At 40.4% G+C, this 17228-nt stretch carries 19 protein-coding genes and 1 tRNA gene; 14 read left to right on the forward strand and 6 right to left on the reverse strand.

The genetic code is table 11. From position 1 onward, the window contains the following. Positions 1-636 precede the first annotated feature (636 nt). A complete protein-coding gene (locus CAPGI0001_RS05115) occupies positions 637-1398 on the reverse strand; it encodes a response regulator (RefSeq protein WP_002667344.1) in 762 nt (253 codons plus the stop codon). Further along, positions 1379-4456: a histidine kinase gene (locus CAPGI0001_RS05120; protein WP_081451919.1), complete on the reverse strand. Its 3078-nt coding sequence runs from the start codon at positions 4454-4456 to the stop codon at positions 1379-1381. The genes CAPGI0001_RS05115 and CAPGI0001_RS05120 overlap by 20 nt, the downstream gene beginning before the upstream one ends. A gap of 283 nt (positions 4457-4739) precedes the next feature. Between CAPGI0001_RS05120 and CAPGI0001_RS05125 the strand changes: the two genes are divergently transcribed. Then, positions 4740-4991, forward strand: coding sequence for a GlsB/YeaQ/YmgE family stress response membrane protein (locus CAPGI0001_RS05125; RefSeq protein WP_002667467.1), 252 nt, complete (start codon positions 4740-4742; stop codon positions 4989-4991). 132 nt (positions 4992-5123) lie between these two features. Here the strand turns inward: CAPGI0001_RS05125 and CAPGI0001_RS05130 are convergent, their stop codons facing one another. Next, a complete protein-coding gene (locus CAPGI0001_RS05130) occupies positions 5124-5510 on the reverse strand; it encodes a hypothetical protein (protein ID WP_002667273.1) in 387 nt (128 codons plus the stop codon). Between the two features lie 42 nt (positions 5511-5552). Further along, entirely contained in the window at positions 5553-5870 is a 318-nt protein-coding gene (locus CAPGI0001_RS05135) for a YtxH domain-containing protein (RefSeq protein WP_002667550.1), read from the reverse strand. 457 nt (positions 5871-6327) lie between these two features. Between CAPGI0001_RS05135 and CAPGI0001_RS05140 the strand changes: the two genes are divergently transcribed. The 10 genes from CAPGI0001_RS05140 (at position 6328) to CAPGI0001_RS05180 (ending at position 12108) form a co-directional block, all read left to right on the forward strand. Next, positions 6328-6897 (forward strand): thioredoxin family protein, encoded by a 570-nt coding sequence (locus CAPGI0001_RS05140; RefSeq protein WP_002667308.1) that lies wholly within the window; start codon positions 6328-6330, stop codon positions 6895-6897. Beyond that, on the forward strand, positions 6897-7664 hold the full coding sequence (gene yaaA, locus CAPGI0001_RS05145) for a peroxide stress protein YaaA (protein ID WP_002667541.1): 768 nt from the start codon (positions 6897-6899) through the stop codon (positions 7662-7664). The genes CAPGI0001_RS05140 and yaaA overlap by 1 nt, the downstream gene beginning before the upstream one ends. Before the next feature lie 42 nt (positions 7665-7706). Continuing rightward, positions 7707-8975, forward strand: a complete 1269-nt coding sequence (locus CAPGI0001_RS05150; protein ID WP_040359711.1) for a UDP-N-acetylmuramoyl-tripeptide--D-alanyl-D-alanine ligase — start codon at positions 7707-7709, stop codon at positions 8973-8975. A gap of 4 nt (positions 8976-8979) precedes the next feature. Then, positions 8980-9468 carry a metallophosphoesterase family protein gene (locus CAPGI0001_RS05155; RefSeq protein ID WP_002667419.1) on the forward strand — a complete coding sequence of 163 codons (489 nt, stop codon included), beginning with the start codon at positions 8980-8982 and terminating at the stop codon, positions 9466-9468. Between the two features lie 184 nt (positions 9469-9652). Then, positions 9653-9913 (forward strand): hypothetical protein, encoded by a 261-nt coding sequence (locus CAPGI0001_RS05160; RefSeq protein ID WP_248601301.1) that lies wholly within the window; start codon positions 9653-9655, stop codon positions 9911-9913. Further along, positions 9904-10203, forward strand: a complete 300-nt coding sequence (locus CAPGI0001_RS05165; RefSeq protein WP_002667570.1) for a type II toxin-antitoxin system RelE/ParE family toxin — start codon at positions 9904-9906, stop codon at positions 10201-10203. Before CAPGI0001_RS05160 ends, CAPGI0001_RS05165 begins: the two co-directional genes overlap by 10 nt. A 73-nt stretch (positions 10204-10276) precedes the next feature. Next, entirely contained in the window at positions 10277-10726 is a 450-nt protein-coding gene (locus CAPGI0001_RS05170; protein WP_040359714.1) for a GatB/YqeY domain-containing protein, read from the forward strand. Between the two features lie 22 nt (positions 10727-10748). After that, positions 10749-10822: transfer RNA gene (locus tag CAPGI0001_RS05175), tRNA-Arg, on the forward strand. A gap of 199 nt (positions 10823-11021) precedes the next feature. After that, entirely contained in the window at positions 11022-11249 is a 228-nt protein-coding gene (locus CAPGI0001_RS13325) for a hypothetical protein (protein ID WP_002667256.1), read from the forward strand. A gap of 37 nt (positions 11250-11286) precedes the next feature. Beyond that, the gene (locus CAPGI0001_RS05180; RefSeq protein WP_248601302.1) at positions 11287-12108 is read left to right on the forward strand and encodes a tyrosine-type recombinase/integrase; all 822 of its coding nucleotides are present in this window, start codon (positions 11287-11289) and stop codon (positions 12106-12108) included. Between the two features lie 26 nt (positions 12109-12134). Here the strand turns inward: CAPGI0001_RS05180 and CAPGI0001_RS05185 are convergent, their stop codons facing one another. Both CAPGI0001_RS05185 and CAPGI0001_RS05190 read right to left on the reverse strand, forming a co-directional pair. Next, a complete protein-coding gene (locus CAPGI0001_RS05185) occupies positions 12135-13208 on the reverse strand; it encodes a helix-turn-helix domain-containing protein (protein ID WP_002667563.1) in 1074 nt (357 codons plus the stop codon). 65 nt (positions 13209-13273) lie between these two features. After that, a complete protein-coding gene (locus CAPGI0001_RS05190) occupies positions 13274-13909 on the reverse strand; it encodes a hypothetical protein (protein ID WP_002667537.1) in 636 nt (211 codons plus the stop codon). Positions 13910-14235: 326 nt separating this feature from the next. Here CAPGI0001_RS05190 and CAPGI0001_RS05195 point away from each other — a divergent pair, with 326 nt between their 5' ends. The 3 genes from CAPGI0001_RS05195 to CAPGI0001_RS05205 all read left to right on the forward strand — a co-directional run bounded on the left by CAPGI0001_RS05195 (position 14236) and on the right by CAPGI0001_RS05205 (position 17213). Beyond that, positions 14236-14805: a DUF4468 domain-containing protein gene (locus CAPGI0001_RS05195; protein WP_040359717.1), complete on the forward strand. Its 570-nt coding sequence runs from the start codon at positions 14236-14238 to the stop codon at positions 14803-14805. Positions 14806-15226: 421 nt separating this feature from the next. After that, positions 15227-16555: a TrkH family potassium uptake protein gene (locus CAPGI0001_RS05200; RefSeq protein WP_002667381.1), complete on the forward strand. Its 1329-nt coding sequence runs from the start codon at positions 15227-15229 to the stop codon at positions 16553-16555. A gap of 4 nt (positions 16556-16559) precedes the next feature. Then, positions 16560-17213 (forward strand): potassium channel family protein, encoded by a 654-nt coding sequence (locus CAPGI0001_RS05205; protein WP_002667402.1) that lies wholly within the window; start codon positions 16560-16562, stop codon positions 17211-17213. The last annotated feature ends 15 nt before the right edge of the window (positions 17214-17228 follow it).

Genomic DNA, 17228 nt, shown 5'->3' on the forward strand with positions numbered 1-17228 from the left:
AATTGTTTAGTTTAGTTAGAATCTTTATCTCTTTCTTGTTAGTTGCTTGTTTCACGAAAGCCTTTGCTAGGCGGACAACACACTATTCTTTGTAAGGTGACAAAAGGCAATACATATACCTACCTTTTCATTCTACTACTTATAATTGGTTATATAAAAGGAATTGCCAAGCAATATCCGATATTCTTTTTGAAGAAATTTGTGACATTAGAGCCGAGAAAGACAAGCCTCCTTTTGGGTGAGGGAGACTTATCTCCTTTACTCTAATCTAAAATAAAAACACAAAAAATCTAATTACTATATAAAGAGATGAAAACTTTTTTTCTTAGTCTATCTTTTTTTAATACAGCAAAGAACCAAGCACCCGTAATATTTTGGTGATTTAGTTTTTTATAATTTCAGGTGCTTTATCCCTTACTGTCTAAAATAAAAAACGCAAAAAAATCTAATCAACTTTAGCGAGAAAAATAGCAAATTTTCTTATAAAGAAATTAACACTGTAGCAATAGTGTCTATAACTATCTTTCTTTTTTCTACTGCAAAGGTAATAGTTTTTTTATAGATGTCAATAGGTAAGGGTAAAATTTGTCATGAACTGTATGTATTCGTGCACGAACGGTAAAAAAAATGTTTATTTTAAGATTTCCCATCCTTATTTTCAGCCTCCAAGGCTGCCCATTGCTCTCGAGACACTTGTACACGCAAGCCTCCTTCAAGCCATAAAAAAGGTTTATTGGTACGGATAATATAGTCTCGATTGACAATCGCCTTACGCGCATTGGCCAAGAAGATAGGTAGCTGATATTCAGCACAGAAGCGATGGATCTCTTCCCAAGTAAGTTTGAGATGAATTGCTTGTCCGGAGAGCGTATGGAGCACCTTCAGGCGAGGATTCTGTTCGTCCTGCAAAAAACAAAGGATTTGCTTGGGGAATACCCTGACACTCTGTTTGAGATAATTCTCTATAAAGACAGGTGTTTCCTTTTCTCCCTCGGCGAGCGCCTCCGCCTCGGAGACATACTGAGAGAGGTTTTCTGTCAGTTGTAGAAAAATAGGTTTAACCAAATACTTTTTTACCAACGGAAACTCATTGAAGACCACCTGAGGAATTTCCGGATTCTCCCCTTGGTAGCCTGTAAAGAAGATAATATAAGGGGTATATCCTACCATATTGCGGTGGATATGAGAGAGAATGGGGTAGGAGTTGCCCCCTCGGATACTCCAATCGGTAAAGATAAGTTCCGGACGGTGTGTTTGGATCAGTTGTATAGCCTCTTCCAGATTGTCCGTAGGCGATACAGGGTGCCACTGAAGATAACGCTCCATACGAGCGGTAATATTTTTCCAGATGTTTTTATCATCCTCTATAATAATGTACTTAAAGACTGATTTTTTCATAATTGATAGATTTTTTGAGGTGTATAATAGTCGTAGTTCCAGGATACTTTAGGTCATCTTTGTCCCTTTCGGTCATGGTGATCGTAATAGCATCATCGAAATGCTTGTCAAGAATCTTGAGGATACGTTCTATATTCTTCAGTCCTGTTCCATGGCGCTGCACGCCCGCCATTTTCTTGGAAGCCGCCACGCCAATCCCATTGTCCGAGATACTGATCCCATACATATTGGGGCGCTCCCAGAAGGCGATACGCAGCTGGTAAGGCGGTTCGGTACGATGTCGCAAGCCATGGAGAAGTGAGTTCTCCACAATCACCTGAACAATCCCCATCGGAAGGCGATAATCGGGAGGGATCGCCCCAAAATTCTCTACCTGTACCTCAAGGTCTGGAAGGAAGATCTCCTTCTGAATGGCGATGGTATTCTCGGTGAGTTTCCACTCCTGTTCGAAGGGGATAAAAGGGGTCTTATCCTGCGAATAGCGGTGCATAATCGAAATATTCTCCCCTATATGCGAGAGGATTCGCTCAGCATGTGGGTTGTCATAGAGCTCCGCCCCAAGGCTATTGAGAGCATTGAGCATAAAATGAGGACGGAACTGCTTGCCCAAATTCCCTATAGTGAGCAAGGCTATCTCCTTGTCCTGCCTATCCATACGCCTCATGTTATGAAGCAAATAACCTCCTGTAAGAATAGGAATCAAGATAATCAAAATCCAAAAGAAGGTATCTTGCCAAAAATATTTTTTAATAATAATAGGGTATTCATAGCGTGTGAAACTCCCATCTGTCTGGCATACTACCAGGGAAAAGACATAGTTTCCAGTGGAGAGATTCTGGTATCGGTATTCGGTATCGATAGAGATAGCCCCTTGGTCGATGACATCATCACTATTCTCCTTGCGCAGAGAAGCATTCACATAGCGGGGGAGGTTATCCTTGCTTTGGTAATGCAATTGTATATCAAAAGAACTCTCGTTAGCCCCTAAAATAATAGGGGCATCGGCACGGGAGTCATAAGTATTTTTCCCTGTATTGATCGTCAGGGTAGGCTCCACGGGATAATCAGGTAGGGAGAGCCACTGGGCGATATTCCACTGAAAGAGCATATTGGAGGAAGCAAACCAGATATGATCATCAGAATCTCGGCTGGCCACACAGGTATGTTCTATAGGTGATTGCAAGTTCATGGCATAGGGATTCAGGTAGCGCACCCTAATCTTCCCCTTGTAGAAATCCGAGAGCGAGAGCACAAGGATACGGTTGGAGACCCCCACGATGAGGAAATCCCGCCACTGATGAAGAAAGACAATGGGGCGGATATTCCCTGTCAGCAGTGGATGATTGACTATTTGGAAATTAGTCGGATCCAGCTGTTTAGTCCCCTTGGGCACCCACCGATAGAGCTCTCCCTTTTCGGTACCGAACCAAAGCGTACCAAAAGAATCCTTCAGAATCGCATAGCCTCGAATAGGCGTTTGTTTTTTATCAAAAAAGAGTGTTTGTGCCTTATCTTTTTTGGGGATATAGCGAGCGATACCCTGCATGGAGATCACCCAAATATTCCCCTGGAAATCCTCCGCAATGCCCTGACAGTGATTCAGAGCAAGCCCCTCCTTGCCGGTGACACGTCGCCAAGGAGTGCGTATCTCCAGATGTTCCAGTGCCTTGTAAGCCAAGCCATTGCCCTGTACCGCTGTATAGAGCACACGACCCGAGGTCAGGAAGTTGCAAGTAGAAACAATAGTATCACTGACCTTTTGGTAAGCCGTAGGAGAACGAAAGAGATACATTCCCTTTTGTTGGGTATTGAATAAGACTTTTTCCCCAATAGCCAAGGCGCCATTGGCACACTGTAAGTTGCGCAAAGGGCTCTCCTCTATCTTGAGCGAATCTATCACGGAAAAACCACCGTTATAACTTCCTGCCCAGAGCTTCCCCGAAGGGGTGAGCGCAATGGCGAGCAGCCCGTCGGTATTGGTATGATTATAGAGCCTTGGATAGCTCTTCAGGTAGGTAAAAATACGATAGAACTGGTTCCCCCCAGCGATATAGAGACTATGTGAATCCTCAGAATAGGCCTTGTAGGCGGCCGATTTCATAGCGGTAGTGATGACCACTGGCGAGAGCTGTTTCTCCAAATCATAGAGTGTCAGTCCATTGCTATCATTGTAGAGATAATAGCGCCCACCATTCTTATTCTCGCTCTTATTGGCAGGGAGTACTTGAGTTATGACCGTATGATTATACTGGAAAAGCCCTTCTTTATCCGATCGGATAAAGTAGAAATCGCTCAAGGAGCGCATATATATAGGCAAAAAAGGTTCTGGGAAGGTCGTTTCTGGTTCTTTGCTCGTAAGGGATCTTAGTGAGGTTGTCGCCTCCGAGAGGATACAGCGATAAGGGACACTATTGACCGATATAGCGAAGATAGGATCTGGGTTTCGCTCCACCTCCTGAAAGAACTTGCCATCATAGCTCATGAGCTTGTAGAGACTCTCTGTGGCGGAGTAGATGGTGAAATAGATTATTTTATCGATAAGAACAAAGTGGCTATACTCCCCATCAGGAAAGCCTATTTCTTGTTGTTCAAGGTTTTTATAAGAAATTCCCGTATAGATAGCCTTGGAAAAACCATAGAAATAGTTGTCCAAGAGCTTGTATTTTTTATGGAATACACCTATATTTTCTCCTTTGAAGAGCAGTTCTACCTCTGTATTGTGCAAGGCATATAGCTCATTTTCTTCTGAAGAGAAGAGCAGCTCTCCCTCTGAGCCTACCTGTAGGGGCTGGTTCATACTGAAGAAGTCCTTATTGATATTATAGCGTGTGTACTGCAACGCCCTATGTTCCCACTGCGGAAGTGACTGAGAGAGGGACACATGAACAGAGAGCAATAAGCAGAGAGTAGTAAGCAGTGAAACATTCCTTCTCAGGGGGAGAGTAAAAAATGCTTTGAGTGAAGTGTGATTAGGGCATAGTAGGGCGACCTTTGGGACACAAAGGCTTAGCAAGCCATTTTTGAAGGCTTGGAGGAAGGTATGAGCTAATCTCTTCATCTTTTAGGAGTTAGGGGCTATAAACTGTAGACAAGGGCTACTCTGGCGCAAAGATAATTTTTTTTGAAAAAAAATCCAAGTAAATCTATAAAATTTATATTTTATTCCTAATAAAAGTTAATTATAAATCAAAGTGCGTTAATAATAGTTAGAAATTAGTTGTCGTAAATTTGTTTTTAGGGTGGCAAAGGTACAACATAATTAATGATTAATGAACAATGATTAATTGATTATTTGAAAAATAATTCTTATCTTTGCACTCAACAATTTAATATTAAAATTTATGGGTATTATTGCAACACTTATTATTGGTGCCATCGCTGGATGGTTAGGTGGAACTATCTACAAAGGTAGTGGATTAGGCCTTATTGGGAATATCATTGTGGGTATTCTTGGAAGTGGCGTTGGGTATTGGCTTTTAGGAAGTGTGCTTCATATCTCTCTTGGAGAAGGATGGATTGGTGCCATCTTGACAGGAGCTATCGGAGCTATTGTTATATTATTCTTGATAAATCTGATATCTAAAAAGAAGTAATAAAACAAAGAAAGAGCTAGTATTTAAAAATGGAAAAATGCAGTCATTGGAACTTAGTTACAAAAATCCATTTTACAAAAGAAAATCCCCGAAAATTATTTCGGGGATTTTTCTTAGATGTTTCTTTTAGAACTATCTTTTTGCATTAGCTGTCCAGGTCTTTCCATCTGTAGTATAGAGCATGGTCAATGAAGAGGCATCAATTTTAATGTATTTTACACCATCTTCGAAATCGATGTTCACCAACCTGTTATCTCCTTCTTTTTTGAAACTAACACCTTTTAGGTCTTCAATACCATCTGAAAAACGGAAATAATAATCATTCCCTGTTTTTACAACTGTTACTGAACCATTGTCAAAAGATTTTTTCTCTTCTCCTTTTAAGAAAGAAATTTTACCTTTGTAGGTTCCTACAAAAAGATCATTGTCTGCTGGGTCATCATTCTTGCTACAAGAAATAGACGAAAATGCTACTAGTGATATACAAATCAAAGTAACTAAAGTGAATAACTTTTTCATGTCTGATAAAATTTAAAAATGTTTGTATTAATGTTTACTCAATTATTTTTTAGCCTCTTTTTTCATAGAAGCTATTTTTTTCTCTAATAGACTAATGATATCTTCCGATTTATCCTTCGATTCGGCTAAAAGATTATCTACCTTTTCTTCTAAAGATTCTTTTAGATCGGATGTTTTCTTACGCAAATTTTTAGTAAGACTTTCTACTTGTTCTTTCAATTCATCCACTTTATCAGTTATAGAATCTTTAATTTTTTTACGTGTGTTTTTTCCTTTGTCTGGGGCAAAAAGAATGCCCAAACCTACTCCTACAGCTGTTCCAGCTGCTAAGCCTAATAATGTGTTTGCTATTTTTGACATAACTTAAAAATTTAAAAAAATTAATTTTATATTTGCTCTGAACGAGCATTTAAACTCTCATTTTTTGCAAAGGTACAAATTAAAAATGATAAAAACAATTTTTCGCATGATTTTTTTTAAAAAAAAGAAGAAAAAGAAAAAAATATATTATATAAATTGCTGTTTTTCCGATAAATAGTCGTTGAAAAGCATTTACACCTAAAATATTATACAAAAAATAATTGAATCCTATTCAAAATATATAAAAATACTTTTACATAACCCAATTTTTAGTCTATAAAATAGTGTTTCAGAGCTATAAAGTACGAGCAAAACGCTCCCAATAGAAGAGACTCAAGCTACAAGCTCACTTCTATGGAGTTTTATTCACTGCTCTCTGTTCTCTGTTCACTGCTCACTGCTCACTGTCCACTTTTTTTTGTACCTTTGTGCGCTGATAACGATAAAAAAATATATTATGGCAGAAATCTACACCTATGAAAGCTATAAAGAGCTGATGGACAATCTATTAAAAGAAGGAAAAACCTCAGGAGAAGATCAATCCGAGTTCATGGTATCCCTCACTAAGCTTAACCGTCAGCGTATCAAGCGCTTGGACAACACCTTGGAGCTCACGGCTGAGCAGACCGCTTTTTTTGCCAACCTTATAGGAGAGCAGTCTTGGGTGGTTATCTCCGAATGTTGGTGTGCGGATGCAGCACAGATCCTACCCGTAATTGCCAAGGTAGCCGAGGCAAATCCGCATATTCACCTTTCGATAGTGCTCCGCGATGAGAATCCCGAGCTGATGAACCAATACCTTACCAATGGAGGCAAGGCTATTCCTATCCTTATCATCTCGGACAAGGCTACCGGAAAAGTATTACATGTATGGGGACCTCGCCCCAAAACCGCTACCGCCATGGTAGAAGCCTACAAAAAAGAGCATGGCAAGCTCTCCCCTGAGTTCAAGGAAGACCTCCAGAAGTGGTACAACCAAGACAAGGGACAAAGTATTATCCAAGACCTTATCACTCTTTTTTCCTAATGAAGATTCTACTATCCCCTGCCAAACGAATGGCTGCCTCTTCCACCTCTTACCCCATGGTAGGCGTTCCCACACAAGCGCTTTTCCAGAAGGAGATAGCGCAGGTTCTGGCACCCCTAAGAGCCCTATCGCCACGAGAGCTGGCTCCCCTGATGGACATTTCCCCTCGTATAGCCGAGCAGAGCTGGCAACACCACCAAGAGATCTCCCTACCCCTGAATGAAAAGAACGCCAAAGAGGCTCTCTTTGCCTATAGGGGCGATGTATATGACGGATTGGATGCTGATACTCTCTCGAGCGAAGAGGTACTGTGGCTACAAGATCGATTGCGCATTCTCTCTGGACTCTATGGGATCGTAAGACCCTTAGACCTGATTGCGCCATACCGCCTCGAGATGGGCACCAAGCTCTCAGTAGCAGGAAAGGCTACCCTGTACGAGTTCTGGGAAGAGAAGCTCACCCAAGCCCTCAAGAACGAACTTGAAAAGGACGAACCTGTGGTGAACCTCGCCAGCGACCAGTACACCAAGGTGATCAACCGCAAGAAACTACCTGTGCCTGTGGTAGATATTGTCTTTAAGAACTGGAAGGGCGATACACTCAAAACTATTGTCCTATACACCAAGCGCGCCCGTGGGCTGATGGTACGCTATATAGCCCAAGAGCGAGTGACTACTCTCGAGCAGCTCAAGGGCTTCCAAAAAGGAGGCTATCACTTCTCAGAGGAACTTTCTCATGAGAACGAATTGGTGTTCGTAGGAGGATAAAGGGCAAATAAAACATAGATCTCACCTTGATTTATAGAAAAAATGTTGTTATACGAAAAATTTCAAGAAAGTAAGGGCGTCACTACCGATACCCGCAAGGAACTGAAGGACACTCTTTTTTTCTGCCTTCAGGGGGAAAACTTTGACGGCAATACCTTTGTTCCCTTAGCCCTCGAGAAAGGCGCTAAGTGGGTTGTTACCAGCGATCCCCAATGGAACTCAGAGCCTAAGGCTATCGTGGTGAAGGATACCCTATGGGCGCTCCAAGAGTTGGCGACCTATCACCGCCAAAAATTGGGCACTCCCATCATTGCCCTGACAGGAAGCAATGGAAAAACTACTACCAAAGAGCTCATCTACAGTGTGCTCAACCAATCTTTTAACGCTCTCAAGACAGAAGGGAACCTGAACAACCACTTAGGTGTACCCCTTACCCTACTGCGCCTAACATTCGAAACAGACATTGCCATCGTGGAGATGGGCGCCAATCACCCTGGGGAAATAGCCCGACTCTGCCAGATAGCCGATCCAGATTTTGGTTATATCACCAACTTCGGTCGTGCTCACTTGGAGGGATTCGGTTCCTTCGAGGGGGTGATTCGTGCCAAAAGTGAGCTATACCAATACCTGAAGAAAGACAATAAGTGTATTTTCTTTTCCGAGGACAACTCTTTGCAGCGAGAACTACTGGAGGGCTACGAGCCCACCTATTCGTTTTCACTCGAGGGCAGAGAGGGTGCCAACCTCCAGCTAAGCCTCCTAAAGAGTATCCCCACCGTCACCCTTGAGTGGGCAGGGCAGGAGTTCTCCAGCGCTCTGATAGGCAATTACAATGCCACCAATATAGCCGCGGCTATGTGTATAGGGCGCTACTTCAAGCTCAGTGCTGAGGCGATTCGCCGAGGCGTGGAGGGGTATATACCCACCAACAACCGCTCCCAGTTTGTCGAAAAGACTCGGGGCAATAGGGTACTGATGGATGCCTACAACGCCAACCCCAGCAGCATGCACGCTGCTATAGAGGCTTTCCAAGCCCTCCCCTCTGCACATAAAGTGCTCATTCTGGGGGATATGAAGGAATTGGGGGCTTATAGTGAGAGAGAGCACCAACAGTTAGTTACCGATATAGCCACCTACCCATGGACGGCCGTACTACTCATAGGAGAGAATTTCGGGCGGACACAGACCGACTTCCTTAAGTTTGCCTCCCCAGCAGAGGCCAATAGCTACTTAGCGGCACATCCTTTTTCCGACACCCTTTTCCTTGTCAAAGGCTCTCGCTCTATGACACTGGAGAAGATAGAAATATAACCCCATGAAGATACTACTCTTGTCCGATACTCATAGCTATATGGATCAGGCCATCCTCCAGCATGCCCTATGGGCAGATGAGGTATGGCATGCCGGAGATTTTGGATCTCTTGCGGTAGCCGAGCAGCTACAGGCGGTAAAACCCCTCAGGGGTGTCTATGGCAATATAGATGGAACCGAGATACGCGCTCTTTTTCCTGAGCGACAGCTTTTCGAATGTGAGGGGGTACGGGTGGCCATGACTCATATAGGGGGCTACCCCACCCACTATGCCAAGGGCATTCCTCAATGGCTCGTGCAGGAAAAACCAAAGATATTTATCGCAGGCCATTCGCATATCCTAAAGGTCATCTATGACAAGAAATACGAGCTGCTACACCTGAACCCTGGAGCTATTGGCAAATATGGCGCCCAAAAGAGCCGTACTATGCTGCGCTTTGAGATTACCGAGGGGAATATCTCCCATATGGAAGTAGTCGAATATGACAAGTGATCAGCCTCTATTCTGGCACTGGCAAGTCCTTTTGGAAAGGAGAGGAAAAAGTAAAATTTTTTATAGCTAAAATTTCCATAGTCTTAAAAAAAGATGTACCTTTGCACTTTGAAGCGTGAAGAATAGCTACTCATTTGCTTTTTAACTATTGATTTGCATCATTAATCATTAATAATTATTACCTTTGCCAAAAATAAAAATTATGAGTGCCATCAGATTACAAGCAATAGTTCAAGAGGCTGATATTCCTTACATAGAGAGATTCTTAAAAGGAATAGCAACTGATATTAATTTTGAGGAAGAGGAAGATTATTTCAGCATCCTTACCCCCGAAGATATTGAAAATATAGCTATATCAAAGGAGCAAGGAAAGTTGGGTATGGTAACAAAGAATGAAGATGTTTTCAATCAAATTAGAGAACTAAGGGAAAGAAAATGGAAATAGTTTGGACAGACAAAGCTCTGGAAAATTTGAAAGAAAATCTTGAATTTTGGGACACCCATAATGAAACTCCCTCCTATTCTGAAAAAATATTATTTGAGATTGAAAAACTGACCTATGAGCTTTCCAACAATCCTTTGTACTTAGGTAGATACAATGAAAAACTTAATCTCTATGTAAGACCCATTCTCAAAGGAAGATTTCTGATATTTTTTGAAGTTAGAAACAAAAATGGGGAAGATTTTATAGAAATTCAGTATTTCAGAAGCTCAAAACAGCAACCACTAAATTAAAAGCTATATCTAAAGAATAGCTACTTATTTGTTTTGTTTAATTATTCTTGCATTATTACCTAAATTGAAAGTTATGAGTTTAGAATCAAAGATAATGGAAGCCCTTAAGGAGGCGATGAAGGCAAAGGATACTATTGCTTTGGAATCCTTACGTGCTGTAAAATCAGCTATCCTTTTAGCCAAAACAGAGGCTTCTGCAGGAGATACTCTCTCAGCAGAAGAGGAAATAAAACTCTTACAACGCTTGGTAAAGCAGCGCAAGGAGAGTGCTGAGCTCTACCAAAAACAAGGCAGAGAGGACTTGGCTACTCCAGAGCTGGCACAAGCGGAAATCATCGCTAAGTTTCTTCCTGAGCAGCTCTCCGAAGAAGCTGTGGAGACCGCCATACGTGCCATTGTAGCTCGCTTGGGAGCTTCGTCCATGAAAGACATGGGCAAGGTCATGGGTGAGGCGAACAAGGAACTCGCCGGCAAGGCCGATGGCAAGCTCATCGCTACTGTAGTGAAGCGTGTACTATCATAAAATATAAATATTTCACTAAAAAGGCCGCATAGTTCAACTGGATAGAATATCAGATTTCGGCTCTGAGGGTTAGGGGTTCGAATCCTCTTGCGGTCACTATAAGGTAATACACTTCCACTCAACATATTACCTTTGTTTTTAAGGTAAAAATCTCGTTTGTAATTCTACTAAATCGGCAAGATAAACGACAAGGTAAAAATTACAAACAAAATGATAACAAATACTATTCAAGGGTGTAGCTATACCGAACTTTGGGTATCCTCCTGCCAACTGGCAAAAAGCTACTAAAAAAGATTTGGACAAAGATTGGTATATACAATGCATATTCTTTGACCCTCGCTATGAAAAGAAATATCCTAAAGGTTTCCCCTATCGCAAAAAGGCTAATAAGCCGCAAACAATAGAGGAACGAAAGGCTTTAATATCTTTTCTTCTTAAAAATATCCCTCAACAATTCAATAATGGATACAATCCTATTACTAAGAAATACATGAACCTAAGAGATGAGGGGGCTGTATCCTGACCTGCTTTTTATTGAAGCATTCAAGCGCGCATTGGAAATGAAGAGAAATGCAAATAATAAAAGACATCTGTACGATATACAATGCGCTATTAATAGACTTGAAAAAGCCAGTGAAGCCCTTAGTATGCAGTATATCAAGGTAAAAAATTTGCGCCGTGTAGACCTTAAGATCATGCTTGATTACCTACAACTCCCCGATAAGTATTATAACAAGTTTGTCATTTACTTCTCAAGTCTATATCGAGTATTGATAGAATATGAGTGCTGCGAGAGTAATATTACAAGGGATATATACCCTAAAAAGACTTTCAAAGAACCTCGCCTTGTGCTTGAGAAAAATGAATTGGAAAAAGTTAAGGAGCATCTAAAGGATACATACCCTGACTTCTATAGATATATGATGATCTTCCTCTACTCAGGAGCACGTAATACCGAGCTTTTCAGACTGCAACGCAAAGATGTAGATTTGGATAAGCAGGAGTTCGTTATACTTCTTGAAAAAGGCGGACAGTATAAACGATGTATTAAGGTGATACTTTCCCCTGCATTGGAATATTGGCGTGAAGTATGTGAGGAGTGTCAAAGCCCTGACGATTATCTCTTCGCCTTGAACTTTGTACCCAGTAAAAAAATGGGAAACAAGGAAATTGTTACTCGATTTTGGAAACGAAATGTAAAAGACAAACTCGGTATTGAAGCTGATTTTTATTCCCTCAAACATTATATGCTTGATAACTTGGATAGTGATACCGCTATGCTTTTGGCTTCCCATACTAATAAAAACACTACAGCTATCTATCAGGTCAATAAAGCCAAAAAAGATAGGGAAATGCTTAAACAGCTGAAAATAGAGATATAGAAAAAGCCCCAATCAAGGGGCTTTCTTTATTCTGTAACTACTTTAAGTTTAGGTTTTATAACCGCAAAAGGTTGTTGCAAAAGATACTTTTGTATAATATCAAGAGGAAGCGAGAATGCTCCCGCAAGCTCATTCTCAGTATAACCAAGCTCCTTTAGGTGCAACCCTACAGATGTGCTAAATACTTGAGGATAATCAATGGAAACACTGTCTTTTTCTTTTTTCTTCTCTCCACTCCTGCTCAACTCAACATTAAGAAATTGGTATCTATCTTTATTTATTGCTCCTAATGAGTATGCTCGTCTGACAATAGCAGCCTTTGAGGTCAGCCAATAGTTTTTCAAAGCACTAAGAGCGGACACCTTGAGGTTTCCCAAAGACTTTATTATAGCACTTTTTGGCATTAGAAATTCCGAAGCAAAATCATTAGCTTCTTGCTCCTTGTTTCTGCCAATAGGTATAGGAAAATCAGGGGAGCAGTGCATAACCAAGTGACCTAACTCGTGAGCTAATGTAAATCGTTTCCTATCATTAGTAAAACGTTTATTTATAACTATAACCGCAAACCCTTTAGGAGTAAAAAACGAGATTCCATCAAACTTTTCATCGGTATTGAGTTCATATATAATAATTCCCTTGTTCTCTATCACTTTGAAAATATCGTGTATAGGCTCATCGGGTGCTATTCTAAAGTTTTTCCTTGTAAATATAGCTGCTTTTTCAGGGGTATATCCCTCTTCTAAGTCTAATGTTACCAAAGAAAAATCGGGATATTCCACAGAGTCCGCCATTTCATCTATTAGACAGCCTATAAACTTGCACGAAGTCTCAAAGTCCTGTAAAAGTGTTTTTGATATAGACGATTTTTTGCGATAATTCGCTATCTCTAAGTCAATATTTATCTTTTTGGCAAAGAACTCTTTAGGAAAATTGAGAGTATCAAATATTTTTCCTAAAAGTTCATCAGAAAGTCCTCCAAGTCCTTTTTCAAACTTGGATAAGTTAGATTGTGAAAGCCCTTGCACTGCTTTTGACAATTCCGTTTGTGTGAGCCCCCTATACTCTCTGGCAAGGGTAAGCTGGGAGTGATTAACTTTCATTTTCGTTAGGTTTTTGATGAGGTGTAAAGGTGTAAAATGATAAGGAAGGTTGCGCTATTGAATTACTAATTTACCCTTTTCTTCTTAGATTGCTCTTTTACCTTTGGTAGCAATCTATCGTTAGAATTAGGTACTGAAATAGTAGGAATAGTAACAGAGGTAAGTTCTTCTTCGTAAAAACGCCACTGTATTTTTTCCTCGTCTATATAAACAAAGTGTGGAGCCATTAGCTCGCCAAACTTACTCTTTTGCCACCCAAAGAAAATAATAGGATTTTCGTACGCAGTGGGGTCAAAAATAAGTGTTTGCACTTGGTTTAAGATAGATTTGTTTGCCTGAGTCCGGATATTCATTGGCATTTCTTTCTTGTCCAATTTCTTGATAAGAAAAGAATACCCTTTCATACTTAAAGCAAACCGCTTGTATTTCCAAAATTTCCAATCACTCGGAAAGGCTTTTTGGAGTTCTCCAATAATGCAAGTCTGAAAAGTACTTGCTTCAAAACCTCTGCTTCTCGAATCGGGCGGGTACTTACTCATTGCTTTCTTGAATAAACCCTTAGCCTTGTGAAAAGCAGTAAAGAATTGGCTTATAACCAATTCAGAGCAATCAGCCAAAAAAGTTTCCTTTTTTGCTATTTTTCGTTTGCAAAATTGTACGGAAGTTCGTACATTTGCAGGGTCTTTATCATTTTGCTTCATTTTAAATTTTTATTTAATTTAAAGCAACCTTCCTCATCAATATCTCTGCTGCAACAGAGATATTTTTTTACGGTGCAAATATATAATTTTTATTTGAAATTGTATATAATTTTCTTGATAAGTTATCAACATATATTTGTTAATTACTTAACTTGTTGATTCATATAGTATAAACTAAATATGTTAAATTCTTTTCGTATTCCTTTGTAATTTCTTAATTTTGAACTCTATTAATAAGGTACTCCTTGACAGCTTGGACGATATTTACACCCATAAGGAACGCCTATTACATACTATTGAGATTTACTAACTTAATTACATAACACATGAGAAAAATTCTATTGCTCATTATGAGTTGTGTCCCTTTTTTAGGGTATAGCCAATTTATATTAACAAAAGATGGAATGGTTGATGAGAAAGACCCAAGCAAAAACTATCTTGTATATAATTTTGAAGGAAAAACAGCTAATGAATTATATATTAGTGTTCTTACTGCTCTTACAAATTATTATGTGTCTGCCAAAGACGTATTAAGTAAGGTTGAGGGAAAAATAATTTCTATTAATGGAATTGAACAAAATGGCATTTGTTATGGTAATTTTATGGGAGGTTGTAATCATAAATTTGATTTAGAGTACACTATGTCCATAGATTTTAAAGATAATAAAATTAGAATAAATACACCTATTATAGCAAAAACAAAAGGGGATAATTTTAATAAAAACCACACCTATTCTTTAGTTGGAGGTGGAGGAATGTTTGGAACTTATAGCACTTTTAATAAAGAAGGTAAATTAAAAGATGAAAATTCAAAGAAAAGTATTGAAACATTCTTTAATGTATTAGTGCAAAATATAGTAAAGAGTGTAAAAAGCCAAGATAAAGACGATTGGTAAGAATAAGAAAAGCCCCTTAATTGGGGCTTTTTTTATGACCTTATCTTAATTCCTTTAGTGGTTATCTCATTAATACCAGCTTTCATGTTAGCTATATTTTTTTTCATATCATGAAGCTGAAAAGTATTAGTCTCAATTCCTGTAAGGTGTCTTAGTTGCTGTGTCGCGTTATTTTGCATAGATTTGTTTGCACTAATTTCCCCTCAATCATTTCCCTCTTTTTATTATATAAATCACTGACTGACAAGTATATAAATCAAAAATCCCCTTACACTAAGTTTGTCTAAAAAATACTTTGGGAATATGATAATTAATTAGTACTTTTGCACTTTGTGTTGGAGTTTTTTTAATTTTCTAATTATCAATAGATTACAATTTCTAATAACCTAAGATAGAACGATATCTTCACAAGCCCAAAGACATGTTACGTAACTGTTCGCCTTATACCTTTATCATACTCTCCTTCCTCGCCCTAATCATGGTGGGCACCCTGCTGTTGTCCTTACCATTTGCTCATGTGAGTGGAGGTGGTTTTACCTACTTCGAGGCTCTCTTTACAGCGACTTCAGCGGTGACCGTCACAGGGCTTACTGTCTGTGATGTACACAGCACTTTTTCTATATACGGGGAAGTAATAGTACTCTTGCTCATACAGTTAGGCGGATTAGGAATCCTCACCCTATCCTCGGTGATTATACTGCTCATCACCAAGAAAATCAGCTTTTATACCAAGCGCTTGGTCTCGGAGGGGCTCAACCACGAGGCCAAGATAGACCTATATTCGCATATCAAGAAGGTTGTCTTCGTTGTGCTACTTATCGAGGCCATTGGAGCGGCACTGCTCTTTTTTGTCTTTGTAGGAAAATATCCGTGGTACAAAGCTCTTTATTATGGCATATTTCACTCAGTATCTGCATTTTGCAATGCTGGTATCTCTCTGTTTCGTTATAGCCTAGAGGGGTATACTACGCATTGGTACATGAATATCATCATCTCCCTATTGGTTATCTTCGGGGGCTTAGGTTTTACAGCCATTATTGAGCTCTACGAATACCTCATAGGCAAGAGACGGAAGATCAGTGTTAATTCCAAGTTTTCCACCCTAATCACCTTACTTCTCTTGGGAGTGGGTACTTTCTTATTTTTCATTTTAGAATACCGCTATACAGGGGAGCTAACAGATGGGAGTGTTCAGCAGCGTCTTTTGGTAAGTTTCTTCCATTCGGCGTCCCTACGCACGGCAGGGTTCAGCACGGTATCTATAGCAGGTATCTCAGGGACTACAGCATTGTTGTGCATGTTACTGATGTTCATAGGTGCTTCGCCCAACTCCACCGGGAGTGGTATCAAGACAACAACCTTTGGGATTCTCTATCTGGGGGTACGCACCTCCCTACTGAACAAGCGGTATATAGAATACTCTAAAAGGCGTATCTCCTGGCAGTTGTTCAATAAGGCATCAACCTTGGTATTTATCGCCTCCTCCTATATTATGATAATGGCAATCCTGATGATGTATTTTGATAGGGATAAGGAACCTATCAAGGTACTCTTCGAGCTGATGTCGGCCTTCTCAACCTGTGGCCTTTCGATGGGGATTACCTCGTGGCTGAGTACTCCCTCACAGGTGATACTGCTCATTACCATGTTCTTAGGCAGGGTGGGGCCTCTGACCATTGTCTTGGCTTTCTCCCGAGAGCGCAATGTAGGCAAATACAAATATCCTAAGGAAAACATATTAATCGGATAAACGTATGAAGAAGAATTTTTTAGTGATTGGATTGGGAGAGTTTGGCAAGTCCGTTGCCAAAACCCTATATAAGAACAAGGCTACCGTGATGGCGATAGACTCGAACGAGGAACTTATCAAGCAGGCGCTTAACGAAGGTATCCTGGACGAAGCGGTGATTCTGGACGCTACGGACGAGATTGCTCTGAAGAATGTAGTCAAGGACGATTTCGACATGGCTTTTGTCAGTGTTGGGGACAATATACAAGCAAGTATTCTTATCACCCTACACCTGAAGGAGTTAGGAATCGATCATATTATCTGCAAGGCGGTAAACCACACCCAGGGGAAGGTCTTGGAGAAGATAGGGGCGACACAGGTGGTCTTCCCCGAGGAACTGATGGGTGAGAAAATCGCTTATTCGATGCTGCACCCTTCGATTATAGAGTACTTTAAGTTCTCGGAGGATTATTTTATCTCGGAGGTAAAGATCCCCAAGAGCTATGTAGGCAAGTCACTGATGGAGCTGAACCTGCGACACAAGTATGAGATCAACATCCTTGCGGTAAAGCATTCGGATGGCAAGATGAACGTCACCCCCGACCCTAATGTACGCCTAAGTCAGGACGACCTGCTGATCGTCTTAGCCCGAGAGAATACTATTGGGAAAATCATGTAAGAGCGTAGGAGGCAC

The sequence above is a fragment of the Capnocytophaga gingivalis ATCC 33624 genome (assembly GCF_000174755.1).
Lineage (GTDB): Bacteria > Bacteroidota > Bacteroidia > Flavobacteriales > Flavobacteriaceae > Capnocytophaga > Capnocytophaga gingivalis.